This is a genomic window from Nitrospirillum amazonense (genome assembly GCF_029594735.1).
Classification (GTDB): domain Bacteria; phylum Pseudomonadota; class Alphaproteobacteria; order Azospirillales; family Azospirillaceae; genus Nitrospirillum; species Nitrospirillum amazonense.
Genome location: NZ_JARPAF010000001.1, coordinates 1,456,183 through 1,479,013 on the forward strand (window position 1 = coordinate 1,456,183; position 22,831 = coordinate 1,479,013).

At 70.3% G+C, this 22,831-nt stretch carries 24 protein-coding genes; 19 read left to right on the top strand and 5 right to left on the bottom strand.

Going from position 1 to position 22,831, the window contains the following annotated elements:
• Window positions 1–38 precede the first annotated feature (38 nt).
• The 18 genes from uraH to P5F91_RS05950 all read left to right on the top strand — a co-directional run bounded on the left by uraH (window position 39) and on the right by P5F91_RS05950 (window position 17,469).
• Window positions 39–428: a hydroxyisourate hydrolase gene (gene uraH / locus P5F91_RS05865; protein WP_246134554.1), complete on the top strand. Its 390-nt coding sequence runs from the start codon at window positions 39–41 to the stop codon at window positions 426–428.
• A 1-nt stretch (window position 429) separates the two neighbouring features.
• Window positions 430–1,953: a xanthine dehydrogenase small subunit gene (xdhA, locus tag P5F91_RS05870; RefSeq protein WP_145613040.1), complete on the top strand. Its 1,524-nt coding sequence runs from the start codon at window positions 430–432 to the stop codon at window positions 1,951–1,953.
• On the top strand, window positions 1,946–4,294 hold the full coding sequence (gene xdhB / locus P5F91_RS05875; RefSeq protein WP_277906774.1) for a xanthine dehydrogenase molybdopterin binding subunit: 2,349 nt from the start codon (window positions 1,946–1,948) through the stop codon (window positions 4,292–4,294). Before xdhA ends, xdhB begins: the two co-directional genes overlap by 8 nt.
• Window positions 4,291–5,181: a xanthine dehydrogenase accessory protein XdhC gene (gene xdhC, locus P5F91_RS05880; protein WP_277906775.1), complete on the top strand. Its 891-nt coding sequence runs from the start codon at window positions 4,291–4,293 to the stop codon at window positions 5,179–5,181. Before xdhB ends, xdhC begins: the two co-directional genes overlap by 4 nt.
• A gap of 29 nt (window positions 5,182–5,210) precedes the next feature.
• Window positions 5,211–6,335 carry a cysteine desulfurase family protein gene (locus tag P5F91_RS05885; RefSeq protein ID WP_277906776.1) on the top strand — a complete coding sequence of 375 codons (1,125 nt, stop codon included), beginning with the start codon at window positions 5,211–5,213 and terminating at the stop codon, window positions 6,333–6,335.
• A gap of 31 nt (window positions 6,336–6,366) precedes the next feature.
• Complete coding sequence (locus tag P5F91_RS05890) at window positions 6,367–7,341, top strand: hypothetical protein (RefSeq protein WP_277906777.1); 975 nt, start codon at window positions 6,367–6,369, stop codon at window positions 7,339–7,341.
• 124 nt (window positions 7,342–7,465) lie between these two features.
• The gene (locus tag P5F91_RS05895) at window positions 7,466–8,692 is read left to right on the top strand and encodes a urate hydroxylase PuuD (RefSeq protein WP_277906778.1); all 1,227 of its coding nucleotides are present in this window, start codon (window positions 7,466–7,468) and stop codon (window positions 8,690–8,692) included.
• A 13-nt stretch (window positions 8,693–8,705) separates the two neighbouring features.
• On the top strand, window positions 8,706–10,046 hold the full coding sequence (gene guaD / locus P5F91_RS05900; protein WP_277906779.1) for a guanine deaminase: 1,341 nt from the start codon (window positions 8,706–8,708) through the stop codon (window positions 10,044–10,046).
• A 61-nt stretch (window positions 10,047–10,107) separates the two neighbouring features.
• A complete protein-coding gene (locus P5F91_RS05905) occupies window positions 10,108–11,040 on the top strand; it encodes a LysR family transcriptional regulator (protein WP_145613046.1) in 933 nt (310 codons plus the stop codon).
• Window positions 11,041–11,268: 228 nt separating this feature from the next.
• Window positions 11,269–12,090, top strand: coding sequence for an urease accessory protein UreD (locus tag P5F91_RS05910; protein WP_145613047.1), 822 nt, complete (start codon window positions 11,269–11,271; stop codon window positions 12,088–12,090).
• Between the two features lie 13 nt (window positions 12,091–12,103).
• Window positions 12,104–12,406 carry an urease subunit gamma gene (locus P5F91_RS05915; RefSeq protein WP_004273333.1) on the top strand — a complete coding sequence of 101 codons (303 nt, stop codon included), beginning with the start codon at window positions 12,104–12,106 and terminating at the stop codon, window positions 12,404–12,406.
• Window positions 12,407–12,421: 15 nt separating this feature from the next.
• Window positions 12,422–12,739: an urease subunit beta gene (locus P5F91_RS05920; RefSeq protein WP_145613088.1), complete on the top strand. Its 318-nt coding sequence runs from the start codon at window positions 12,422–12,424 to the stop codon at window positions 12,737–12,739.
• Window positions 12,739–14,463 (top strand): urease subunit alpha, encoded by a 1,725-nt coding sequence (gene ureC, locus P5F91_RS05925; RefSeq protein ID WP_277906780.1) that lies wholly within the window; start codon window positions 12,739–12,741, stop codon window positions 14,461–14,463. Before P5F91_RS05920 ends, ureC begins: the two co-directional genes overlap by 1 nt.
• Before the next feature lie 11 nt (window positions 14,464–14,474).
• Window positions 14,475–15,035, top strand: a complete 561-nt coding sequence (locus tag P5F91_RS05930; RefSeq protein WP_246134557.1) for an urease accessory protein UreE — start codon at window positions 14,475–14,477, stop codon at window positions 15,033–15,035.
• On the top strand, window positions 14,995–15,720 hold the full coding sequence (locus P5F91_RS05935; protein WP_277906781.1) for an urease accessory protein UreF: 726 nt from the start codon (window positions 14,995–14,997) through the stop codon (window positions 15,718–15,720). The genes P5F91_RS05930 and P5F91_RS05935 overlap by 41 nt, the downstream gene beginning before the upstream one ends.
• Window positions 15,717–16,346, top strand: coding sequence for an urease accessory protein UreG (ureG, locus tag P5F91_RS05940; protein ID WP_145613050.1), 630 nt, complete (start codon window positions 15,717–15,719; stop codon window positions 16,344–16,346). Before P5F91_RS05935 ends, ureG begins: the two co-directional genes overlap by 4 nt.
• 59 nt (window positions 16,347–16,405) lie before the next feature.
• On the top strand, window positions 16,406–17,038 hold the full coding sequence (locus P5F91_RS05945; protein ID WP_277906782.1) for a HupE/UreJ family protein: 633 nt from the start codon (window positions 16,406–16,408) through the stop codon (window positions 17,036–17,038).
• Window positions 17,038–17,469: a hypothetical protein gene (locus tag P5F91_RS05950; RefSeq protein ID WP_145613052.1), complete on the top strand. Its 432-nt coding sequence runs from the start codon at window positions 17,038–17,040 to the stop codon at window positions 17,467–17,469. Before P5F91_RS05945 ends, P5F91_RS05950 begins: the two co-directional genes overlap by 1 nt.
• Here P5F91_RS05950 and P5F91_RS05955 read toward each other — a convergent pair.
• From P5F91_RS05955 to P5F91_RS05970, 4 genes are all read right to left on the bottom strand, one after another.
• Complete coding sequence (locus tag P5F91_RS05955) at window positions 17,466–18,053, bottom strand: hypothetical protein (RefSeq protein ID WP_277906783.1); 588 nt, start codon at window positions 18,051–18,053, stop codon at window positions 17,466–17,468. The two genes, P5F91_RS05950 and P5F91_RS05955, sit on opposite strands and share 4 nt — an antisense overlap.
• Before the next feature lie 129 nt (window positions 18,054–18,182).
• A complete protein-coding gene (locus P5F91_RS05960) occupies window positions 18,183–18,683 on the bottom strand; it encodes a GNAT family N-acetyltransferase (protein WP_145613054.1) in 501 nt (166 codons plus the stop codon).
• The gene (locus P5F91_RS05965; RefSeq protein ID WP_277906784.1) at window positions 18,680–20,131 is read right to left on the bottom strand and encodes an alpha/beta hydrolase family protein; all 1,452 of its coding nucleotides are present in this window, start codon (window positions 20,129–20,131) and stop codon (window positions 18,680–18,682) included. Before P5F91_RS05965 ends, P5F91_RS05960 begins: the two co-directional genes overlap by 4 nt.
• 136 nt (window positions 20,132–20,267) lie before the next feature.
• Window positions 20,268–20,768, bottom strand: a complete 501-nt coding sequence (locus P5F91_RS05970; RefSeq protein ID WP_277906785.1) for a hypothetical protein — start codon at window positions 20,766–20,768, stop codon at window positions 20,268–20,270.
• Between the two features lie 216 nt (window positions 20,769–20,984).
• Between P5F91_RS05970 and P5F91_RS05975 the strand changes: the two genes are divergently transcribed.
• Window positions 20,985–21,890 (top strand): LysR family transcriptional regulator, encoded by a 906-nt coding sequence (locus tag P5F91_RS05975; protein WP_088874227.1) that lies wholly within the window; start codon window positions 20,985–20,987, stop codon window positions 21,888–21,890.
• A gap of 90 nt (window positions 21,891–21,980) precedes the next feature.
• Here the strand turns inward: P5F91_RS05975 and P5F91_RS05980 are convergent, their stop codons facing one another.
• Window positions 21,981–22,712 (bottom strand): tetratricopeptide repeat protein, encoded by a 732-nt coding sequence (locus P5F91_RS05980; protein ID WP_277906786.1) that lies wholly within the window; start codon window positions 22,710–22,712, stop codon window positions 21,981–21,983.
• Window positions 22,713–22,831: the final 119 nt, after the last annotated feature.

Sequence of the window (22,831 nt, forward strand, 5' to 3'; positions counted from 1 at the left end):
TGCATAAGCGAGATCAGGGCGACGAACGGGCGATCATCATGAGTGCAGGCCATATGAATGCGGGCCGGGGCGAAGGACGCCTGACCACCCACGTGCTGGACACCATGGCGGGCAGGCCCGGGGCCGGCATCACCGTCGTGCTGGACCGGCTGGGCGATGGTGGCGCCCGCACCCGCGTGGCGGAGGCGCGCACCAACGCCGACGGCCGCTGCGACGCGCCGCTGCTGGCGGGTACCGACTTGACTGTCGGCCGTTACGAACTGACCTTCGCCGTCGGCGCCTATTTCCAGGCGCGCGGCGTGGCCCTGACCGACCCGCCTTTCCTGGATGAGGTGCCCATCCGCTTCGCGATATCCGATGCCGGCCAGCATTACCACGTGCCCTTGCTGATCAGCCCCTACGCCTACTCGACATACCGGGGCAGCTGAGATGGCCCACCGCACAACCATCCGCTTCCTGCTGGGCAATGAACCACGCACCCTGACCGACGTGGATCCGACGCTGACCGTACTGGACTGGCTGCGCGGCACGGAGCGCCGCATGGGCACCAAGGAGGGTTGCGCCGAGGGCGACTGCGGCGCCTGCACCGTGGTGGTGGGTCGCCTAGTCGACGGTGCTGTGAAGTATGAGGCCATCAACGCCTGCATCCGCTTCCTCGCCACCCTGGACGGCTGCCAGCTGCTAACGGTGGAGCACCTGAAGCGGCCGGACGGCGCCCTGCACCCGGTGCAGCAGGCCATGGTGGATTGCCACGGCTCGCAATGCGGCTTCTGCACCCCCGGCTTCGTCATGTCGCTGTATGCCCTGAACCGGGCGGAGGCGGCGCCCTTAGAGGGTGTGCTGGATGAGCAGTGTATCGACGATGCCCTGGCCGGCAATCTATGCCGCTGCACCGGTTACGCCCCCATCGTGGCGGCGGCTCAACAGGTGCGTAATAGGACGCCGGACCATATCGACGACGCCCTGCCCAGCGTGACACGGGCGCTGGCCGCCTTGGCCGATGACGCGGTGGTGGAGACGGGCCGCGATGGTCGCCGCTTCCTGGCGCCGGCCACGGTGGACCAGCTGGCCGACCTGGTGCTGTCCAACCCGGACGCCACCATCGTTTCCGGCGCCACCGACGTGGGCCTGTGGGTGACCAAGCACCAGAGGGTGCTGTCCACCGTCATCTACACCGGCCGCGTGGCCGGCCTGGCGCGCATCACGGACCGGGGTGACGCCCTGGAACTGGGGGCCGGCGTCACCTTCACCGCCGCCAAGGCGGCCCTGGGCAGGCTGCATCCCGACCTGGACGAATTGCTGCGCCGGGTGGGGGCGGAGCAGGTGCGCAACGCCGGCACCATCGGCGGCAACATCGCCAACGGCTCCCCCATCGGCGACACGCCGCCCGCCCTGATCGCCCTGGGCGCCAGCCTGACGCTGCGCTGGGGCGCGCAACGCCGCACGCTGCCGCTGCAGGACTATTTCCTGGCCTATGGCAAACAGGACCGCCAGCCGGGCGAGTTCGTGGAAAGCGTGACCGTGCCCAAGCCGGGCAAGGGCGACCTGTTCGCCGCCTACAAGATCTCCAAGCGCTTCGACCAGGACATCTCCGCCCTGTGCGCCTGCTTCCTGGTGACGGTGGGCGACGATGGCCTGGTCACCCGCGCCCGTCTGGCCTATGGCGGCATGGCGGGCACGCCCAAGCGGGCGGATGCGGCGGAGGCGGCGCTGCTGGGCCGTCCCTGGGACGCGGCGGCAGCCCGGGATGCCAAGGCGGCCCTGGCCCAGGACTTCACCCCGCTCAGCGACTGGCGCGCCAGTGCTGCCTACCGCCTGGCGGTGGCCGGCAACCTGCTGCTGAAGTTCCAGGCGGAGAGTGTGGCCGACGCCCCCGCGACCCGTGTGCTCGCCCAGCGGACCCAGGGGCGTCCAGCGGGTTGCGACATCGCAAAGGCGGTGCCCCATGCCTGACAAGACGCCCATCGACATTTCCGCCGTCACCCCGCGCCGCATCGACGGCGCCGTGCACGACAGCCGGCGTCACGAAAGCGCGCACAAGCATGTGAGCGGGGAGGCGCTGTACGTCGACGACATCGCCGAGCCCGCCGGCCTGCTGCACGTGCAGTTGGGGCTGGCCACCCGCGCCCATGCCCGCGTGCTGTCCCTGGACCTGGACGATGTGCGCCGGGCGCCCGGCGTGGTGGCGGTGTTCACCGCCGCCGACATCCCGGGCGACAATGACATCGGCGCCGGCCTGCGCCATGACGAGCCGCTGTTCGCCGAAGACGTGGTGCAGTACCACGGCCATCCCCTGTTCGCCGTGGCGGCGGAGACCCGCGACCAAGCCCGCCGCGCCGCGCAACTGGCCAAGGCGGAATATGAGGATCTGCCGGCGGTGCTGGACATCGCGGCGGCGCGTGATCCGGGCACGCTGGTCACCCCGCCCATGACCCTGCGCCTGGGCGATGCCGAGGCGGCGCTGAAGACGGCCCCGCGCACCCTTTCCGGCCGCATCAAGATCGGTGGGCAGGAGCATTTCTATCTGGAAAGCCAGATCGCCATGGCCATCCCGGGGGAGGATGAGGACGTGCTGGTCCACGTCTCCACCCAGCACCCCAGCGAGGTGCAGCACATCGTCGCCCACGTCCTGGACATCCCCGACGGCGCGGTGACGGTGGAGGTGCGGCGCATGGGCGGTGGCTTCGGCGGCAAGGAGACGCAGGCCAACCTGTTCGCCGCCTGCGTCGCCCTGGTGGCCAAGAAGACGGGCCGCGCCGCCAAGCTGCGCCCCGATCGCGACGACGACTTCCGCATCACCGGCAAGCGCCATGATTTCGAGGTGGACTATCAGGTCGGTTTTGACGACCAGGGCCGCATCCTGGCCACCGACATGCTGTTCGCCGCGCGCTGCGGCTTCGCGGCGGATCTGTCGGGCCCGGTGACGGACCGCGCCCTGTTCCATGCCGACAACTGCTATTTCTACGGCAATGCCCGCATGTCTTCCCTGCCGCTGAAGACCAACACGGTGTCCAACACCGCCTTCCGCGGTTTCGGCGGGCCCCAGGGCATGGTGGCTGCCGAGCGGGTGGTGGAGGAGGTGGCCTTCGCCACCGGCCTGGACCCGCTGGACGTGCGGAAGGTGAACTTCTACGGCACCACCGACCGCAACGTGACGCCCTATCACCAGACCATCGAGGACAACATCATCGGCCCCCTGGTCGATGAACTGGAGGTCTGGTCGGACTATCGCGCCCGCCGTCAGGCCATCCGCGCCTTCAACGCCGCCAATCCCTATCTGAAGAAGGGCCTGGCCCTGACGCCGGTGAAGTTCGGCATCTCCTTCACCTTCACGCCCTACAACCAGGGCGGGGCGCTGATCCACATCTACACCGACGGCTCCATCCACCTGAACCATGGCGGGACGGAGATGGGGCAGGGCCTGAACACCAAGGTCGCCCAGGTGGTGGCCGATGAGTTCCAGGTGGACATCGGCCGCATCCGCATCACCGCCACCACCACGGGCAAGGTGCCCAACACCTCGGCCACCGCCGCCTCCTCCGGTGCCGACATCAACGGCAAGGCGGCGCAGAACGCCGCCCGCGTGCTGAAGGCCCGGTTGGTGGAATTCGCCGCCGGCCATTGGAACGTTCCCCAGGACGCCGTGGTTTTCACCGCCGACGGGGTGCGGGTGGGCGACCAGCTGCTGACCCTCAGGGAGGTGGCGAAGGCCGCGTACATGGGCCGCATTTCCTTGTCGGCCACCGGCTATTACAAGACGCCCAAGATCCACTGGGACCGGGCCAAGGGCCAGGGCCGCCCCTTCCTCTATTACGCCTATGGCGCGTCGGTGGCGGAGGTGACGGTGGACACGTTGACGGGCGAGTATGTGGTGGACCGCGTGGACATCCTGCACGATTGCGGCGACAGCCTGAACCCGGCCCTGGACAAGGGCCAGGTCGAGGGCGGCTTCATCCAGGGCATGGGCTGGCTGACGACGGAGGAACTGTGGTGGGACGCCCAGGGCCGCCTGCGCACCCACGCCCCCAGCACCTACAAAATCCCGGCCTGCGGCGATCGCCCGCGGCAATTCAACGTCCGCCTGGTGCGGAACAGCCCGAATGTCGAGGACACCATCCACCGCTCGAAGGCGGTGGGCGAGCCGCCGCTGATGCTGGGCATCAGCGTGCTGCATGCCCTGTCCGACGCCGTGGCCAGCGTGGCGGACCATAAGATCTGCCCGCAACTGGACGCGCCGGCCACGCCGGAACAAGTGCTGGCCACCATCGAACGCCTGCGGGAGCGGACGGCATGACGGTGACGGCGCCCAAGGTTCCGCTCTCCGCCCCCGGCCCGCAATCCGCCGGCCTGGCCGCCTGCCTGGCCCGGGGTGAGGCCGTGGTGCTGGTCACGGTGGCGGAGGCGCGCGGCTCAACCCCGCGTGAGGTCGGCGCCTGCATGGCGGTGGGCGCCGACTGGCAGACAGGCACGGTGGGCGGCGGCCGGTTGGAACATCTGGGCCTGGAAACCGCCCGCCGCCTGCTGGCGGAGGGCGGCGAGCCGGTGCGCCTGGACGTGCCCCTGGGCCCGGCGGTGGGCCAGTGCTGCGGCGGCCATGTCGTGCTGACGGTGGAACGGGTGGACGAGGCGGTGCTGTACCGCCTGCGCGCGGCGGAGGCGACGGCCCTGGCCGGACAGCCCTGGCTGATGCTGTTCGGCGCCGGCCATGTCGGCAAGGCGGTGGCCCGCGCCATGGCGCCCCTGCCGCTGCGCCTGGTGTGGGTGGACAGCCGCGCCTCGGAATTCCCCCCCGACCCGCCGGTGGATGCCGACATCCGCGTGGCGACGGAACTGCCCAGCCAGGTGGCCCTGGCGCCGCCCGGCGCCGGCTACCTGATCATGACCCACAACCACGACCTGGACTTCGCCATCACGGCGGAGGCGGTGCAGCGCACCGATACGGCCTATGTCGGCCTCATCGGATCGCACACCAAGCGCCAGCGCTTCTCCCGCTGGTACCAGGCGCAGGGGTATGACCCCAACCATTTGCGGCGCCTGATCTGCCCCATCGGCGCGGGCCTGTCGGGCGACAAGCGGCCGGAAGTCATCGCCGCCCTGACGGCGGCGGAGGTGCTGACGGCCCTGTTGCGCCGGCCGCCGCAGACCACGGTGATGATGGGCGACATTTACGGGGCCATCTAGTGGGGGACCATCCAGGGGAGGGCGGTCCGGTGGCCGGCGCCGGCATCGGCGTGATCTACCTGGATCATCTGGCCAGCACGCCCCTGGACCCCGCCGTGCTGGCCGCCATGCTGCCCTGGTTCCAGCCGGACCGCGCCGGCAACGCCCAGTCCGCCCATCACAATCCCGGCCGTCAGGCGGCGCGGGCCGTCGCCCAGGCCGCCCGCGCCGTGGCGGCGCTGGTGGATGCGCCGGCGGATGCGACAGTCACCTTCACCCCCAGCGCCAGTGAGGCCAACCGCCTGGCGCTCCAGGGACTGGCACCGGCTGGCGCCCCGCTGCTGGTCTCGGCCATCGAACATGACAGCGTGCTGCGCCAACTGGACGGCCTGCGCGCCAGCGGCCATGCCGTGACCCTGCTGCCGGTGGACGGCCAGGGCGTCATCCGCCTGGATGCGCTTGAGGCCGCCTTGAGCCGGCCCGGTCCCCGGCCCGTGCTGTCGCTCATGGCCGCCAACAATGAGGTCGGCAGCCTGCAGCCGCTGGCGGCCGTGGCCGACCTGTGCCGCCGCCATGGCGCCCTGTGGCACTGCGACGGGGTGCAGCGCGTGGCCACCGGGCCGTTGGCCCTGGGGAGCAGGGATCGTTCCGGACCCGATATGATCACCCTGTCGGCGCACAAGCTCTATGGGCCCCAGGGCGTGGGCGCGCTGGTGGCGCGGGCGGGGGTGGCGCCGGCGGCACCGTGGTCCTGGGGTACCCCGCCCACCGCCTTGATCATGGGCTTCGCCGAGGCGGCGCGGCTGGTCCTGCGGCGGCGCGGGGCGGATCGCGATCATCTGGTGGCGCTGACGGCGCGGCTGTGGGCGGGCCTGAGCGCCGCCGTTCCCGGCGTCACGCGCAGCGGCCCGGCCGATGGCCTGCCCGGCTGCCTCAATGTCACGCTGCCGGGCGTGGACGCCGCCGACCTTCTGCTGGACCTGCCCGACCTCGCCTTGTCCACCGGTTCCGCCTGCCGCTCCGCCACCGGCCAGCCCTCGCATGTGCTGATGGCGATGGGCCTGGACGCGGCGGCGGCCTTCGGCAGCCTGCGTTTTGGCCTGGGACGGGGGACCACCCCGGTGGATGTTGACCAGGCGGTGGCCCGTATCGCGGCGGTGCTGCGGACGCGCTAATATCCCGGATGCGCAAACGGGGGAATGGCCCATGCCTGAGCAAGACGCGGTGATTCTTTGGCTGACGCGCGCCGACCCGGCCATCCGCTGGCAAGTGATGCGTGATCTGCTGGACTTGCCGGAAGCGGATTGGGCGGCGGAACGCGCCAAGGTGGAAACGGAAGGCTGGGGTGCCCACCTGCTGGCCTGCCAGGATGCGGACGGGCAATGGGCTGGCGGCGCCTTCTTCCCCGCCGACTTCACCCCGGATGAGTGGCACCGCAGCGGCCAGCCGTGGACCGCCACCGCTTTCGCGTTGGACCAGCTGCGGGAATTCGGCCTGGACCCCACGACGGAGCGGGCCCGCCGCACTGTCGCCCTGATCGGTGCCCACTCCCGCTGGGATGAGGGTGGCCAGCCCTACTGGCAGGGCGAGGTGGAGGAATGCATCAACGGCCGCACGGTGGCCAATGGCGCCTATTTCGGCGCCGACGTCGCCGCCCTGGTCGAACGCCTGGTGGGCGACCGCCAGCCGGACGGCGGCTGGAATTGCGAGCGCGCCGCCGGTTCTGCCTGTTCCTCCTTCGCCAGCACCCTCAACGTGCTGGAAGGCCTGCTGGAGTATGAGCGCGCCACCGGCGGCACCGACCGGTCCCGCGACGCGCGGCGGACGGGGGAGGACTACCTGCTGACCCGCCACTTGTTCCGCCGCCTGACGACGGGCGAACCGGCCGACCCGCAGTTCCTGGACCTGCTGCACCCCAATCGCTGGCGCTATGACATCCTGCGGGCGCTGGACTATTTCCGCGCCGCCGGCCAATTCACCGGCGCCAAGCCCGCCCCCCGCCTGGCCGAGGCCATCGCCCACCTGCGTTCCCGCCGCCAGGCGGACGGCACCTGGCCGCTGGACTGGGACTTGCGTGGGCGGGTGTGGTTCAAGGTCAACGACGGGCCGGGCAAGCCGTCGCCCTGGATCACCCTGCGGGCGCTACGGGTGCTGAGATGGTGGGACGCCAACGCGGCCTGATCGGGCATGACGCCCGTCGGCTTTCCATGATTTTTGAAGCTGTTGCCGATACGCGAGCCCTGGCGCGGCGGCGCCCGTGCCCGTAGCGTTGTGCGGTTGCACAAAAATGCGGGGCGGCGGGGCCATGGAGTTCGTTTTCTGGGAATGGGTCAATACGCTGGCGCGCTGGCTGCATATCGTGGCGGCCGTGGCCTGGATCGGATCCTCCTTCTATTTCATGGCCTTGGATGCCAGCCTGCGCAAGCGGCCGCACCTGCCCCAGGGTGTGCAGGGGGAGGCCTGGCAGGTCCATGGCGGCGGCTTCTACAACATGGTGAAGTATCTGGTGGCGCCCAGCCAAATGCCGGCCGAGCTCACCTGGTTCAAGTGGGAGGCCTACACCACCTGGCTCAGCGGCTTTTTCCTGCTGTGCGTCCTTTATTACCGGGGTGCCGACCTGCTGCTGATCGACCAGTCGGTCATGGCGCTCACGCAAGGACAGGCCATCGGCCTCAGCGTCGGCCTGCTGGCCGCGGGCTGGATCGTCTATGACCTGATGTGCCGCTCGCCCCTGGGCAAGCATAACGGCGCGCTGGCGGCGGTGGGCTTCGTCTTCCTGGTGGCGGCCTGCTGGGGCACGACGCATGTGTTCAGCCCGCGCGGCGCCATGCTGCAGATGGGCGCCCTGATCGGCACCATGATGGTGGCCAACGTCTTCCTGCTGATCATCCCCAACCAGCGCAAGGTGGTTGCGACCCTGCTGGCCGGCGGCACGCCGGACGCCAGCCTGGGCAAGGCGGCGAAGCAGCGGTCCATGCACAACAACTACCTGACGCTGCCGGTCGTCTTCCTCATGATTGGCAACCATTATCCGCTGACCTACGCCACCCGCTACAACTGGTTGATCTTCGCCGTCATCCTGGTGGTGGGCGCCAGCGTCCGCCACTTCTTCAATACCAAGCATGCCGGCAAGCCGGCGCCGTGGTGGACCTGGGCGGTGGCGGCGGCGGGCATTGTGCTGACCGCCTGGCTCAGCGCCCAAGGGTCGGCCGACGGCGGCCCTGCCGCTGGCGCTGCAACCTCCACCACCGCCACCTTTGCCCAGGCGCAGGAGGTGGTGATGAACCGATGCAGCATGTGCCACACGGCGGCCCCGGCCTGGGACGGCATCAACGCCCCGCCGCATGGCGTCATCCTTGACAATCCGGGCGATATCCTGCGCCATGCCGACGACATCCGGCGCCAGGCCGCGCTCAGCAGCGCCATGCCGCCCGGCAATGTCACCCTGATCACGCCGGAGGAACGGGCCATCCTGGCCGCCTGGTCCGCCGGTGCGGCATCGCCCCATGTGGCATCCGCAAGCGTCCCGTAACCTGGATTTCGTCATGGCGTTCACCCCCGGCACCACCGCCCTGCGCGGCCGGCTTTTGACCTTCCTGCGCGCGCCCCAGGGCCCGGGTGACCGCGACAGCTATCGGTACATCGCCGACGGGCTGGTGGTGGTCACGGCCGGCCGCATCACGGCGGTGGGGGATGCCTCGGACCTGCTGCCCACCCTGCCGGCCGGGATGGCGGTGGACCATTACCCCGACAGCCTGATCCTGCCGGGCTTCATCGACACCCACATCCACTTCCCCCAGACCCAGGTCATCGCCTCCTACGGGGCGCAGTTGATGGAATGGCTGGAGAAGTACACTTTCATCGAGGAACAGCGGTACGCCGACCACGCGCACGCCAGCCGCAACGCCCGCTTCTTCCTGGATGAACTGGCCCGCAACGGCACGACGTCGGCCGTGGTCTACGGCAGCGTCCACCCCGGCTCGGTCAAGGCCCTGTTCACCGAGGCGGAGGCGCGCGGCGTGGGACTGGTGGCGGGCAAGGTCATGATGGACCGCCACGCCCCCACCGCCCTGACCGACACCGCCCAGACCAGCTACGACCATTCCAAGGCGCTGATCGGCGCCTGGCACGGCGTGGGCCGCCAGCGCTACGCCGTCACCCCGCGCTTCGCCATCACCTCCACGCCCGAACAGTTGGCGGCGGCGGGTGCGCTGCTGCGCGAGCATCCCGGCGTCTACATGCAGACCCACCTGTCGGAGAACCATGAGGAGATCCGCCAAGTGGCGCGCCTGTATCCGGAGGCCGCGGATTACCTGGACGTCTACGACCGCTACGGCCTGTTGGGTGATCGCTCGCTGTTCGGCCATTGCATCCATCTGAGCGAGCGGGAAATGGCCCGGATGCATGAGACGGCATCCATCGCCGTCTTCTGCCCCACCAGCAACCTGTTCATCGGCAGCGGCCTATTCGATCGCGCTGCCTTGGAGAACCCGGCCCGGCCGGTGCGCCTGGGCCTGGCCACCGATGTGGGCGGCGGCACCAGCTATTCCCTGCTGCAGACGGCGGGGGAGGGGTACAAGGTCCTGCAACTGCGCGGCCAAAGCTGGCCGGCGCTGGCCGCCTTCGACCTCATGACCCGGGGCAACGCGGCAGCCCTCGGCCTGACGGAGGAGATCGGCCAGATTGCCCCCGGCCGCTACGCCGACCTGGTGGTGCTGGACCCCTCCGCCACCCCCGCCATGGCCCATCGGCGCGAGGCCATCCAGGGCGACCTGGAGGAAGAGCTGTTCCTGCTGATGACCCTGGGGGACGACCGCGCCGTGCGCGCGACCTATATCCAGGGCCAGCGGGTGCACAATCGGGATGGCGGCCCCGCCCTTGCATGATATCGCCCCCGGGTGAGATTATCTGCCTGGAAAAACGGCCGTTTAGTCGGGGGACGGGGTGATGGCCCTGCTGGAGAACATGCAGGTCTTCGTGCGCGTGGTGGACCTGGGCAGCCTGTCGGCGGCCGGGCGCAACCTGCGCATGTCGCCGGCCCTGGTCAGCCACCGCATCCAGCAGCTGGAGGCGCACCTGGGCGCCCGGCTGCTGAACCGCACCACCCGCCAGTTGCAGGCCACCGAAACCGGCCAGGTCTTCTACCAGCATTGCCTGGAGGTGCTGGAGGCGGTGGAGCGGGCGCACAGCAGCATCGCGGCCGAGGGCGGCGCCCCCTCGGGTAGCGTGCGGGTGACGGCCCCCCTGGGCTTCGGCCGGCGCGTGCTGGGCCCCTTGGTGCCGGAGTTCCGCGCCGCCAACCCCATGGTGGACGTGCGCCTGCGCCTGTCCGACCACCTGCTGGATCTGCTGCGCGAGTCCGTGGACATGGCCATTCGCATGGCCACACTGAAGGACAGCAGCTTCGTCGTGCGCAAGATCGCCGACCTGCGCCGGGTGCTGGTGGCGGCACCCCGGTATCTGGAGGCGCGCGGCCGGCCCACGGCGCCGTCCGACCTGCTGGAGCATGACTGCCTGCTGCTGCGCTTCCCCGGCACGCAGCAGTACCGCTGGACGCTGACCAGTCCCGGGAAGGACGAGGGCAAGAGCACCAAGCTGTCCATCGCCGGCCCCATGGACGCCGACGACGGCGACGTGCTGACCCGTTGGGCCGTGGATGGCCATGGCATCGCCCTGAAACCCCTGTGGGAGGTGGCGGAGGAGGTGAAGTCCGGTGCCCTGGAAATCGTGATGCCCGAGCACCCGCCTGAGCCGGTGCAGCTGGCCATCGTCTATCCGCACCGCGCGCTGTTGCCGGCCAAGGTGCAGTCGCTGTCGGACTTCCTGGTGCCGCGGGTGCGCAGCCTGCTGGCCGCCAGCCATCCGGATGCCGTGCTGTGAGGGGGCGGCCCGTACGTCAAATGACGTATGGGGCCTGCCCATCTTTTAAGCGCACATCGACAGACGCCCAATTTCTGGGCGATGATCGTCGCCCGCGCGGGTGGGCGTGCCAAGCTGACCGCGTGGTCAACCCCTGGCACGGCGGTTGCGAACCGCCGGCCGGGAAACAGTGGGGTGGCCTGGGAATGACGCGGGACGGAACAGCGCCGAAGGGGAACGGGGGGTGTTGTGCCTGACGCCGCCTTGGGACCGGCCAGCCGACTGCAGCGCCTGGAGGGCCGCGTCGTCCTGGGTGTGAAGGCGGACGCGGACGGCATCACCCGCCTGGATCGCCTCTACCAGTCCGGTTCCGCGCGCCTGCGCCTGCCCAAGGGGCCGGGGGTGGAGGGCGTGCTGATCAACACCGGCGGCGGCCTGACCGGCGGCGACGTGCTGGAGACGGAGGTGATCGTGGCGGCCGGCGCCCGCGCCACCGTCACCACCCAGGCCGCCGAGAAGGTCTACCGCGCCAGCGCCGGGGAGGCGCGGGTGCTGAACCGCCTGGTGGTGGCTGGCCGGCTGGACTGGCTGCCGCAGGAGACCATCCTGTTCGATGGCGCCCGCCTGTGCCGCCGGTTGGAGGTGGACATGGCGCCGGACGCCACCCTGCTGGCGGCGGAGGCCACGGTGTTCGGCCGCACCGCCCGGGGGGAGCGGGTGACCCACGGCCTGTTCCGGGATGACTGGCGCATCCGCCGGGGTGGCCGCCTGGCCTATGCCGACGCCGTGCGGCTTGAGGGTGACATTGATGCCCAGCTGGCGCGCGCGGCGGTGGCCGGCGGCGGCCGTGCGGTGGCGTCCTGCCTTTATGTGGCGGAAGATGCGGAAGCCCGGGTGGACGCGGTACGCGAGGTGTTGCGTGTCGACGGTGTGAAGGCCGGGGCCAGCACCTGGAACGGCCTGCTGGCCCTGCGCCTGGTGGCGCCCGACGGCCAGGCCCTGCTGCGCGCCTGGGCGCCCCTGATCGAATTCCTGCGCGGGACGCCGGTCCCGCGCGTCTGGCGTTGCTGATGGAGGATATGCGGTGAACCTGACCCCGCGTGAGAAGGACAAGCTGCTGATCGCCATGGCGGCCATGGTGGCGCGCCGCCGCCTGGAACGGGGCGTGAAGCTGAACCACCCCGAGGCCATCGCTCTCATCACCGACTTCGTGGTCGAAGGCGCCCGCGACGGCCGCCCGGTGGCGGAGCTGATGGACCAGGGGGCCCATGTGGTGGGCCGCCACCAGGTGATGGAGGGCATCGCCGAGATGATCCCCGACGTGCAGGTGGAGGCGACATTCCCCGATGGGGTGAAGCTGGTCACCGTCCATAACCCCATCCGCTGAGGTGCCGTGATGACGATGATCCCGGGACAAGTCTACACCGATGAGGGCGAGATCGAGCTGAACGCCGGCCTGCCCACGGTGACGCTGGACGTGGCCAACACCGGCGACCGGCCCATCCAGGTTGGCAGCCACTTCCATTTCTTCGAGACCAACGCGGGCCTGAGCTTCGACCGCGCCCAGGCCTATGGCCACCGGCTGGACATCGCCGCCGGCACGGCGGTGCGGTTCGAGCCGGGGCAGACCCGCACCGTCACCCTGGTGCCCTATCGCGGCGCCCGGATGGTCCACGGCTTCAACGCCCAGGTTTCCGGTCCCCTTAAGGGAGGCAATTGATGGCCGTGAGGATCAGCCGCGCCGCCTATGCGGACATGTTCGGCCCCACCGTGGGCGACCGGGTGCGCCTGGCCGACACCGACCTGATCGTGGAGGTGGAGAAGGACTTCACCACCTATGGCGAGGAGGTGAAGTTCGGCGGCGGCAAGGTCATTCGCGACGGCATGGGCCAGTCGCAGGCCACGCGTGCCCAGGGGCCGATGGGGGGTGCCGTCGACACCGTCATCACCAACGCCCTGATCATCGACCACTGGGGCATCGTCAAGGCCGACGTGGGCCTGCGCGACGGCCGCATCCACCACATCGGCAAGGCCGGCAACCCCGACGTCCAGCCGGGGGTGGACATCATCGTCGGGCCGGGGACGGAGGTCATCGCGGGCGAGGGCAAGATCCTCACCGCCGGCGGCATCGATACCCACATCCACTTCATCTGCCCGCAGCAGATCGAAGAGGCGCTGATGTCCGGCGTCACCACCATGCTGGGCGGCGGCACCGGCCCCGCCACGGGCACCAACGCCACCACCTGCACGCCCGGCCCCTGGCATCTGGCCCGCATGCTGGAGGCGGCGGAGGCCTTCCCCATGAACCTGGCCTTCGCCGGCAAGGGCAACGCGGCGCTGCCGGCGGCGCTGGAGGAACAGGTGCGCGCCGGGGCGGCCGCCCTGAAGCTGCATGAGGACTGGGGCACCACCCCGGCGGCCATCGACACCTGCCTGGATGTGGGCGACCGCTTCGACGTGCAGGTGATGATCCACTCCGACACCCTGAACGAGTCCGGCTTCGTCGAAGACACGATCGCCGCTTTCAAGGGCCGCACCATCCACGCCTACCATACCGAGGGGGCGGGCGGCGGCCACGCGCCGGACATCATCAAGGTCTGCGGCCTGGCCAACGTCATCCCATCCTCGACCAACCCGACGCGGCCCTATACCCGCAACACGGTGGATGAGCATCTGGACATGCTCATGGTCTGCCACCACCTGGACCCCAACATTCCCGAGGACGTGGCCTTCGCCGAAAGCCGCATCCGGCGCGAGACCATCGCGGCGGAGGATGTGCTGCACGACCTGGGCGCCCTCTCCATCATCTCCTCCGACAGCCAGGCCATGGGCAGGGTGGGGGAGGTGCTGATCCGCACCTGGCAGACGGCGCACAAGATGAAGGTGCAGCGCGGCCGCCTGGGCGAAGAGACGGGCGAGAACGACAACGCCCGGGTGAAGCGCTACATCGCCAAGGTCACCATCAACCCCGCCATCGCCCACGGCATGAGCGCGTATGTGGGGTCCATCGCCGCCGGCAAGCTGGCCGACCTGGTGCTGTGGTCCCCGGCCTTCTTCGGGGTGAAGCCGGATCTGGTGCTGAAGATGGGCACCATCGTGGCCGCGCCCATGGGCGACCCCAACGCCAGCATCCCCACGCCCCAGCCGGTGCACTACCGCCCCATGTTCGGCGCCTATGGCCGGGCGGTGCGGCGCAGCGCCGTCACCTTCGTCTCGCAGGCGGCCTTGGACGATGGGCTGGGCCAGCGCCTGGGTCTGGAAAAGACCCTGTTGGCCGTGGCCAACACCCGGGGCGGCATCGGCAAGGCCGCCATGGTGCACAACAACGCCACGCCGCAGGTGGAGGTGGACCCGGAAACCTATGAGGTTCGGGTGGACGGCCAGATCGTCACCTGCGAACCCGCCGACGTGCTGCCCCTGGCGCAGCGCTATTTCCTGTTCTGAGGATCGCCGCCTTGAGTGAAGACCTTCCGCCTTTGACTGATTTGCCCCGGGCCCACACCGTCCTGCCCGCCGGCTATTGGGATGCCGCCAAGGCGGTGGGCACCGTGACGCTGGATTTCGACCACCGCTGCCGCCGGCGCCTGCGGCTGGAGCGGGACGGGAACGGTGGGGCCGTCCTGCTGGACCTGCCCAGCCCCCGGCACATCCGCGACGGCGACGGGCTGGTGCTGACCGGTGTCGGCACCGTGGCGGTCAAGGCGGCACCGGAGGATTTGATGGAGGTGCGGTGCGAGGCCATCGCCGACCTGCTGCGCATGGCCTGGCACATCGGCAACCGCCACATCCCGGCCGAACTGCGCGGCGACCGCCTGCGCATCCGTGCCGACCATGTGCTGGCCGACATGCTGACCGGCCTGGGCGCCATCGTCACCCCCGTCTCCGCCCCCTTCGACCCCGAGGGCGGCGCCTATGGCGACAGCCCGGCCGGCGGTGGGCATGGTCACTCCCACGGTCATGGGCATGATCACGACCATGGACACGACCATCACCACCACGGGCACGGCCATGGCTGAGGCCGTCACCGACGCTGCCGGCGTCTACCGCCTCATGACCTGGCTGACGGCCAGTTTCCCTGTGGGCGCCTTTTCCTACAGCCACGGCCTGGAATGGGGGGTGGAGGACGGCACCATCCGCACGGTGGATGCGCTGGCGGCCTGGGTGGACGATCTGCTGACCCTGGGCTCCGGCTGGAACGACGCCGTGCTGGTGGCGGCGGCCTGGCGCGCCTCGGCGGCGGGCAACTGGACGGGCCTGGCCGAGGCGGCGGAACTGGCGGCCGCCCTGACGCCTACGGCGGAGCGGCGGCTGGAAAGCCTGTCCCAGGGCCGCGCCTTCGCCGCCGCCATCGCCTCGGCCTGGCCGTGCGAGGCCGTCGACCGGCTGAAGGCGATGGGCGGTGACCTGGCCTACCCCGTGGCGGTGGGCGCGGTGGCGGCCGGCCATGGCCTCAGCCTGCCCGCCACCCTGCTGGGCTATCTGCACGGCTTCGTCGGCAACCTGGTGTCGGCGGCCCTGCGCCTGGTGCCCCTGGGCCAGACGGATGGTCAGCGCGCGTTGGCGCGGCTGGAACCGCTGGTGCTGGCCACCGCGGCCCGTGCGGCCCTCAGCACCCTGGATGATCTGGGCGGGGCGGCCTGGGTGGCCGACATCGCCTCCATGAACCACGAGACGCAATACACGAGGTTGTTCCGCTCATGAGCACGTCTACGTCTTCACCCCATGGCCCCCTGCGGGTGGGCATCGGCGGCCCCGTCGGCTCCGGCAAGACCGCGTTGATGGAGGCGCTGTGCAAGCGGTTCCGCGACATCTACAACATCGTCGCCATCACCAACGACATCTACACCAAGGAGGACGCGCTGATCCTGACGCGCGTCGGCGCCCTGGATCCCGACCGCATCCTGGGGGTGGAGACGGGCGGCTGCCCCCACACCGCCATCCGCGAGGACGCGTCCATCAACCTGGCGGCGGTGGACCAGATGAACGCCAAGTTTCCCGGCCTGGACATCATCTTGATCGAATCCGGCGGCGACAACCTGGCCGCCACCTTCAGCCCGGAACTGGCCGACATCACCATCTACGTCATCGACGTGGCGGCGGGGGAGAAGATCCCGCGCAAGGGCGGCCCCGGCATCACCCGGTCCGACCTGCTGGTCATCAACAAGATCGACCTGGCCCCCCTGGTGGGCGCCAGCCTGGAGGTGATGGACAGCGACACCAAGCGCATGCGGGGCGAACGCCCCTACGTCTTCACCAATCTGAAGACGGCGCAGGGACTGGACGTCGTCACCCGCTTCATCGAACGCGCCGGCGGCCTGGCCGCTTAGTGGATTCAGAGCGGCTTGGCCGCCAGAGCTTCATAGACATCGAACAGGGGAACCCGACCATGATGCACCGCCGCCTGCTGTCCGCCCTGGCCGTCGCTGCCGCTTTCGCCCCCGCCGTGGCGATGGCCCACCCCGGCATGCCCGGCCACACCCACGGCTTCACCGATGGCTTTGCCCACCCCTTCGGCGGGCTGGACCATCTGGCCGCCATGACCGGCGTGGGCCTGTGGGCTGGGCAGCAGGCCAAAGGGGGGCAGGCCAAAGGGGGGCAGGCCAAAGGGGGGCAGGGCAGCCGGGCGGTGTGGCTGTGGCCGCTGGCCTTCCTCGCCCTGCTGGTGGCCGGTGCCATTGCCGGCGCCAACGGCCTGGCGCTGCCGGGTGTCGAGTGGGGCATCGTCCTGTCGGTGGCGGCCCTGGGCTGGCTGACGGCCTTCGGCGCCCGGCTGCCCTTGGCCGCCGGCGCCGCCCTGATCGCCGCTTTCGCCCTCTGCCACGGCGCCGCCCATGGGGTGGAGATGCCGGCGGACGCCGATGGCCTGGCCTACGGCCTGGGCTTCGTCACCGCCTCCGCCACCTTGCATCTGGCCGGCGTCGCCCTGTCCCGCCTGGCGGAGCGTGCCGGCTTGGCCCTGGTCCCGCGCCTGGCTGGCCTGGGTTTAGCGGCCATGGCGCCGCTGTTGCTGGCGGTGTGATGAGGCGCCTGCTTCTCCTCGGTGCGCTGGCCGGTGTCGCCGTCCCGGCCATGGCGGCAGATACGCCGCGTTGGATGGGCAACGGCGACAAGGCCGGCCTCGCCCATGACGGGGCGGGGGAGTTTTCCGGCATGGCGTTGGGCTGTGAGGCCGGCCCCCTGACCCTGTGGCTGGAAACCGACTGCGGTGGGGACGACACCTGTCCCGTGGCCCTGGTCCTGGATGGCCGCCCCATGCTCCTGGGCGTGGGACGGTATGTCGCCGACGGGATGAGCGGCGTGCTGGTGCCATTCCCGGCCGCGGCGCTGGACCGCCTGGGCCGCGCCCGCCGCCTACAGTTTCGCATAGGGTCGGCAGTGAGCCCGGCAATCACCACCGAGGGCTTGGCCGGGGCAATGAGTGCATTGAAAGCCAACTGCGCGGCGTCCTAGCACCCCACGCCCACGGCATAGAAATGCCCGCCCAGTGCCGTGCGCACGCGATAGCCATAGGGGCAGGCGAGGTCGGTGTGCTCGGTCCGCGCCTTCCAGGAGGCGGATTGCCGCTCGGGCGGCAAGGTGATCTCATCGCTCTCGTCATAGACCAGGCTGGTCGAGGCGACGATGAAGCCACCCCAGCCCCAGACCAACAGCTTCGGCTCGCCAGTGCTGGGCAGCGCGCGGACCTGGGCCAGGTAGGAGGGGCGTCCCTTGGCGAAGTGCAGGTGGTCCCCCAGCGACTGCGCGCCGCCCATGACCAGGCGGGGGTGCACCACCGTCACCAGGAAGGCCAGGGGCAGTATCGCGAGTGATAGGGCGCGCCGGGGCCGCCTGTCACGGCGCGCCCGCACCGCCTGGCGTGCCGCCCCCATCGCAGCACCACACCAGAGCGCGAGGAGCGCGAGCAGCGCCAGGGCGTCGAACGGCGGTTCCCACTCAAGCGCGGTGTCGACCAGCACCAGGCCGGCGAAGAGGACGGCGACGGCCAGGATGGGCCAGATGGCGGGACGGTCGGGCGCAAGGGCGGCGGTGGGCATGGGGCAGCTCGGGCGGTTGAGGAATAGCCGCCACGCTAACCGTGTTGCCCCCGAGGCCGGCGCGCATTTTCTCTGAAAGAACAAGCACTAACTGTGCAGGATCTGTGCAGGCTGGGCCTCATTGCGCCCCTACTCGACCGGGCGCCATAACACCTCCCGTGTCGCCGGGTCCACGGTGATGATCTGGCGCTCCAGTGTCGCGCGCAAGGCCGGTCCCATGCGCTCTTCCGGCATGGGCGTATAACCGTGGCGGCGGAACCAGGGACCGTTCCAAGGCGGCGCCCGGAAGGTGGTCAGCGTCAGTGCCTCGGTCTCCAAGGCGCGGGCGTGGCCCAATGCCTGGGCCAGCAGGGCGGCCCCGATGCCCTGGCCGCCGGCCTCGGGCATCACCGAAATATTGGCGATGTAAAGCTGCCCATCCTGCGGCTGCAGCAGGATGAAGCCGGCGGCTACTCCCGCATGGTCGGCCACCCACACCGTGCCTGCCGCCAGGCGTTCGAGCGCGATGGGAGGGCGGCCGGCAACGAAGGCCAAGCCCGGCCAAGCGGCATAGCGGCGGCGGGCGGCGGCCTCCAGCGCTTGCAGGGCGGGCAGCTCATCGGCTTCGGGCGTGCGCAGCGTCACGCTCACGGCTTTGCCGGCCCGCTGTGCGCCACCACCCAGTCGTTGATCAGGTCCAGGGCCACGGGCGCGATCGTTTCAGGGATGCGGGCATATTCGGTGGGGGCGCCGGTGTCGGCGGTCTGGAACATGTGGTTCAGGCCGGGCACCTCGCGCACTTCGGCCTTGGGATCGTCGGCCAATGCGGAACGCAGGGCCGGCAGGTTCTCGGCGGCTGAGACCTGCAGGTCCTTGGACCCCACCAGGGCCAGAACGGGCAGGCGCAGGGTGCGCAGCGCGGGGGCGGGGTCGTAGGTCAGGAACCAGCGGTACCAGGGCTTGGTCACCGCCTCGATCACCGCTTCGGACGTGGCGATGCGGTTGTCGCCGCCCATCATGCCGCCCTGCAGCAGGATGCGCAGGCGGGCGCGGGCGCGCTCCGGGTCCGGTTCGTCCTTCACGATGGCGTATTCGCGGCGATCCATGTCCACCAGGCGCTCGGCCCCGGATGCCCCCACGCCGGTGGCGCCGGCGATCAGGCGCTTCTGGCTCAGCAGGATGGTCTCCCCATCCACCCCTGGGCCGGCCATCAGCACCAGCCAGGCGATGTCGCGGTCGCGGCTGGCCACCATGGGGGCGATCAGCCCGCCCTCGCTGTGGCCTATAAGGCCGATGCGGCGCGGGTCGATGTCGGCGCGGCCGCGCAAATAGGCGATGCCGGCGGCGGCGTCGGTGGCGAAGTCGGGCGTGATGGCGGCATCGAAATCACCGGTGGATTGGCCCACGCCCCGGTCGTCCACCCGCAGCACGGCGATGCCGCGCCGGGTCAGCGCGTCGGCCAGCACCAGGAAGGGCTTGTGGCCCTCGATGGTCTCATCGCGGTCCTGGGGGCCGGATCCGGTGATCAACAGCGCGGCCGGAAACGGGCCCTTGCCCGGCGGCAGGGTCAGGGTGCCGGCCAGCCGGACGCCGGATGCGGCCGGGTTGTCGTAGGCCACGCTGACCGCGCGGTAGGGGAAGGGCGGCCGGGGCACCTGGGGCCGCGCCTGCTCCGCCTGGATCTGCGCCGTGGTCAGGCGGGTCAGGACCAGCGGGCGGGACTGGTGGGCCTGCCGCCAGGTGCCGGTCAGGGTCTGCCCGTTGGCCGACAGCGTGCCGGTGTAGCCGCCCAGCACGGCCGGGATGTCGAAGGTGACGGCGTCGCCCTCACGGCTGATGCTGGGGATGGGCAGGCCCAGCACCTGCTGGTCGACGCTGTCCAGCGTACCGGCCAGGGCGGGGGTGCCATCGCCAGGGCCGGGGGCGGCGGTCACATGGAACTCCAGCCGCAGGCGGGTGAGGCCCGTGTCCAGCGTGCCCCGCCAGTCGCCGGTCAGGGCGGCGGCGGGTGCCGTCGTCGCCTGGGATGGCGGCGGTGGCGCCCCGGCGGCGCCAAGCGGGGGGCCGCCGGCGCAGGCGGCCCACATCAGCACCGTCATCCGCATCCAAGCCCGCCGTCGCACCGTCCAGAGCCCTTTGCCAACTGGTCGTCCCGACATAAGCGTGGGGTCGACGGGTGTCGCTGTCCAGGGGGCAAGAGGTGGTGTGGCGGTGGGACGGGCTCAGCCGCAAGGGTCAGGCGACGGCGGCGGCGCGCCGGATACTGGGATGGAAACGGCGGGTCGCCAGGATGCCGGCCACCACGAACAACAGCAGCAGAACGCCTTCCGCGGCGCCGAAGGGCGGCTCGCTGCCCGTGGGGGCCAGCGCGTGCAGGGCAGGCACCTTCAGGAAGGATTGGGCCACGGCGACGAAGGCTAGCAGGAAGACGCTGGCGGTCAGGCTGGCGGCATATATCCACCGCCAGGCCCCGCGCAGGCCGAAGGCGTAAAGCGCGGCGATGGCCATGGCCAGGATCAGCAGCGACAACGCCCCCACGCCATGCGAGGGCAGGAAGCCGGCGAAGGGGAAGCCGAAGCCGGTGAGGTCGGTCAGGACGGCCGCCGCCAGGTAGACGGCGGTCAGCGCCGGCGGCACCCGGCTGCCGAACAGGCCGTTGAGCAGGAGCAGTCCTGCCGCCAAGGCCAGCAGACTGAGATCGGTATGGAAGCCCACATAGCTGGTCGGATCGAACATGGCTTGCTCCCCTTGGTCGAAAGGGCGGTTCCCTGCCGCCCGTCGCCAATCTGCCACCCTCCGGCATGTGCGGTCTTGTATCGGCGGACCCTCTTCATTGATCATGCGCCGGATGCGGGGCGCCGGGAGCGGGGCCCCCGAGCCTAATAAACAGGCTGCGGGCGGGATGCGGTCAACAGGGTCGCGCCCCGTTCTCGGGAGAGGGCGCCGCACGGCATGATCGACAAGCTGGAATTCTTCATCGCGCTGGCCCGGGAACAGCATTTCGGCCGCGCGGCGGAGGCCTGCGGCGTCACCCAGCCCACCCTGTCGGCCGGCCTGAAACAGCTGGAGGACCAGCTGGGCGTGCTGCTGGTCAACCGTGGCGCGCGCTACATGGGCCTGACGCAGGAAGGGGAGCGGGTGCTGGACTGGGCCCGCCGCATCGTGGGTGACGCCCGCGCCATGCGGCAGGAGGTGCGGGCCTTGCGCCACGGCCTCAGCGGCCACCTGCGCATCGCCGTCATCCCGACGGCGCTGGCCATGGTGCCCATCCTGACCACGCCCTATCGCGAGCGGCACCCGGGCGTGAAATTCACCGTGCTGTCGCGCACCTCCATCGAGATCCTGCATCTGCTGGAAGGGTTGGAGATCGACGCCGGCCTGACCTACCTGGACAACGAGCCCCTGGGGCGGGTGCGCACCGTACCCCTGTACCGGGAGCAGTACCGCCTGCTGATCTCCCGCGACAGCCCGCTGGGCGCCCGCGCCCAGGTCAGCTGGGCCGAGGTGGGGGAGATACCGTTGTGCCTGCTGACGCCGGACATGCAGAACCGGCGCATCATCGACCGGCTGCTGGCCATCGCCGGCGCCACCTCGGCGCCGACCTTGGAATCCAATTCCATGATCGTGCTGTTCTCCCACGTGCGCACGGGCAAGTGGGCCAGCATCATGCCCGAGGTGCTGACCACGGCCTTCAACTTTCCGGAAGAGATCCGGGCCATCCCCATCGTCGACCCGGCGGCGGTGCATGACATCGGTCTGGTGGTGCCCTATCGCGATCCCATGACGCCCCTGACCGCCGCCTTGGTGGCCGAGGCCAAGAAGGTGGCCCGCACCTTTGGCGAGCCCATGGCTCCCTGACGGCCGCCCCCGGATCGCAAAAAAGAAACCCCCGGGGACGGCGGCCGCTCCGGGGGTTCCTCCATATGATGCCCAGCGCTCGGGCGGTACTCAGTTCGACGCCACCAGCTTCTGGCGGACGTCGGCCAGCAGGGCGCGGGCCTCGGCGCGGCGGCCGGCGTCCCACACGGGCTGGGTCACCGACACCGGCGCCTCCAGGGCGTGGGCCAGCACCTTGGCCGAGCGCTCGTACTCACCCTGCTGCGACAGGAACTCACCGTAGAAGTAGTTGGATTCCAGCCCGTTGGGGCTCAGCGCGATGCCGCGCTCCAGATACTTGCGCGCCTTGCTGTCGCTGCCGAAGCCGATGGGGAAGCCCGGCATCAGGTAGTAGAGCGAGCCCAGGTTGACCGCCGACGCGCCGTCCAGGGCGGTGGGGTCGATCTTGTCGGCCTGCTCGAACAGGTCGCGGGCCTTGCGCACCAGCTCCAGCGAGCCGGCGTTCTGCTCATAACCCGCGATGCTGCCCAGGATCAGGGCGGTGCTGATCATCGGCTCGGCCCGGCCCGGGTAGCGGGTCTGCAGGTCGGTGGCGCGCACCAGCAGATCCCGCATCTTCAGGGCCTGGGCCTTGTCGTCGTGCATCTGGTACTTGATAACCGACCAGTCGCGCAGCAGCTGCGTCACGTCCTGCGTCATCGCCGGATCGGTGGCCTGGGGGGCCGCCGGGGCCGCCGCCGTCACCGCCGCCGGGCTGTCGACCGAGGCGGCCTGCACCGCGATCGGGGCCACCAGCATGAGGCTCAGCAAGGTTGAGGTCGCAACAAAAATACGCGCACGCATGATCCACGTCCCAGTGACGGGCGTCCTATTTGGGCGTCCTATGTGATTTCGAGGTGCCGCGGGCGGGCATGTGCGGGCCGGGCGGCGTGATAGAAGTTTTCTATCGCAACATGGAACGG

Excerpts from the sequence above, each read along its gene's own strand:
- uraH (WP_246134554.1), top strand. The coding sequence starts at position 39 with ATGAGTGCAGGCCATATGAATGCGGGCCGGGGCGAAGGACGCCTGACC.
- xdhA (WP_145613040.1), top strand. The coding sequence starts at position 430 with ATGGCCCACCGCACAACCATCCGCTTCCTGCTGGGCAATGAACCACGC.
- xdhB (WP_277906774.1), top strand. The coding sequence starts at position 1,946 with ATGCCTGACAAGACGCCCATCGACATTTCCGCCGTCACCCCGCGCCGC.
- xdhC (WP_277906775.1), top strand. The coding sequence starts at position 4,291 with ATGACGGTGACGGCGCCCAAGGTTCCGCTCTCCGCCCCCGGCCCGCAA.
- P5F91_RS05890 (WP_277906777.1), top strand. The coding sequence starts at position 6,367 with ATGCCTGAGCAAGACGCGGTGATTCTTTGGCTGACGCGCGCCGACCCG.
- P5F91_RS05895 (WP_277906778.1), top strand. The coding sequence starts at position 7,466 with ATGGAGTTCGTTTTCTGGGAATGGGTCAATACGCTGGCGCGCTGGCTG.
- guaD (WP_277906779.1), top strand. The coding sequence starts at position 8,706 with ATGGCGTTCACCCCCGGCACCACCGCCCTGCGCGGCCGGCTTTTGACC.
- P5F91_RS05905 (WP_145613046.1), top strand. The coding sequence starts at position 10,108 with ATGGCCCTGCTGGAGAACATGCAGGTCTTCGTGCGCGTGGTGGACCTG.
- P5F91_RS05920 (WP_145613088.1), top strand. The coding sequence starts at position 12,422 with ATGATCCCGGGACAAGTCTACACCGATGAGGGCGAGATCGAGCTGAAC.
- ureC (WP_277906780.1), top strand. The coding sequence starts at position 12,739 with ATGGCCGTGAGGATCAGCCGCGCCGCCTATGCGGACATGTTCGGCCCC.
- P5F91_RS05935 (WP_277906781.1), top strand. The coding sequence starts at position 14,995 with ATGGACACGACCATCACCACCACGGGCACGGCCATGGCTGAGGCCGTC.
- ureG (WP_145613050.1), top strand. The coding sequence starts at position 15,717 with ATGAGCACGTCTACGTCTTCACCCCATGGCCCCCTGCGGGTGGGCATC.
- P5F91_RS05945 (WP_277906782.1), top strand. The coding sequence starts at position 16,406 with ATGATGCACCGCCGCCTGCTGTCCGCCCTGGCCGTCGCTGCCGCTTTC.
- P5F91_RS05950 (WP_145613052.1), top strand. The coding sequence starts at position 17,038 with ATGAGGCGCCTGCTTCTCCTCGGTGCGCTGGCCGGTGTCGCCGTCCCG.
- P5F91_RS05955 (WP_277906783.1), bottom strand. The coding sequence starts at position 18,053 with ATGCCCACCGCCGCCCTTGCGCCCGACCGTCCCGCCATCTGGCCCATC.
- P5F91_RS05965 (WP_277906784.1), bottom strand. The coding sequence starts at position 20,131 with ATGACGGTGCTGATGTGGGCCGCCTGCGCCGGCGGCCCCCCGCTTGGC.
- P5F91_RS05970 (WP_277906785.1), bottom strand. The coding sequence starts at position 20,768 with ATGTTCGATCCGACCAGCTATGTGGGCTTCCATACCGATCTCAGTCTG.
- P5F91_RS05975 (WP_088874227.1), top strand. The coding sequence starts at position 20,985 with ATGATCGACAAGCTGGAATTCTTCATCGCGCTGGCCCGGGAACAGCAT.
- P5F91_RS05980 (WP_277906786.1), bottom strand. The coding sequence starts at position 22,712 with ATGCGTGCGCGTATTTTTGTTGCGACCTCAACCTTGCTGAGCCTCATG.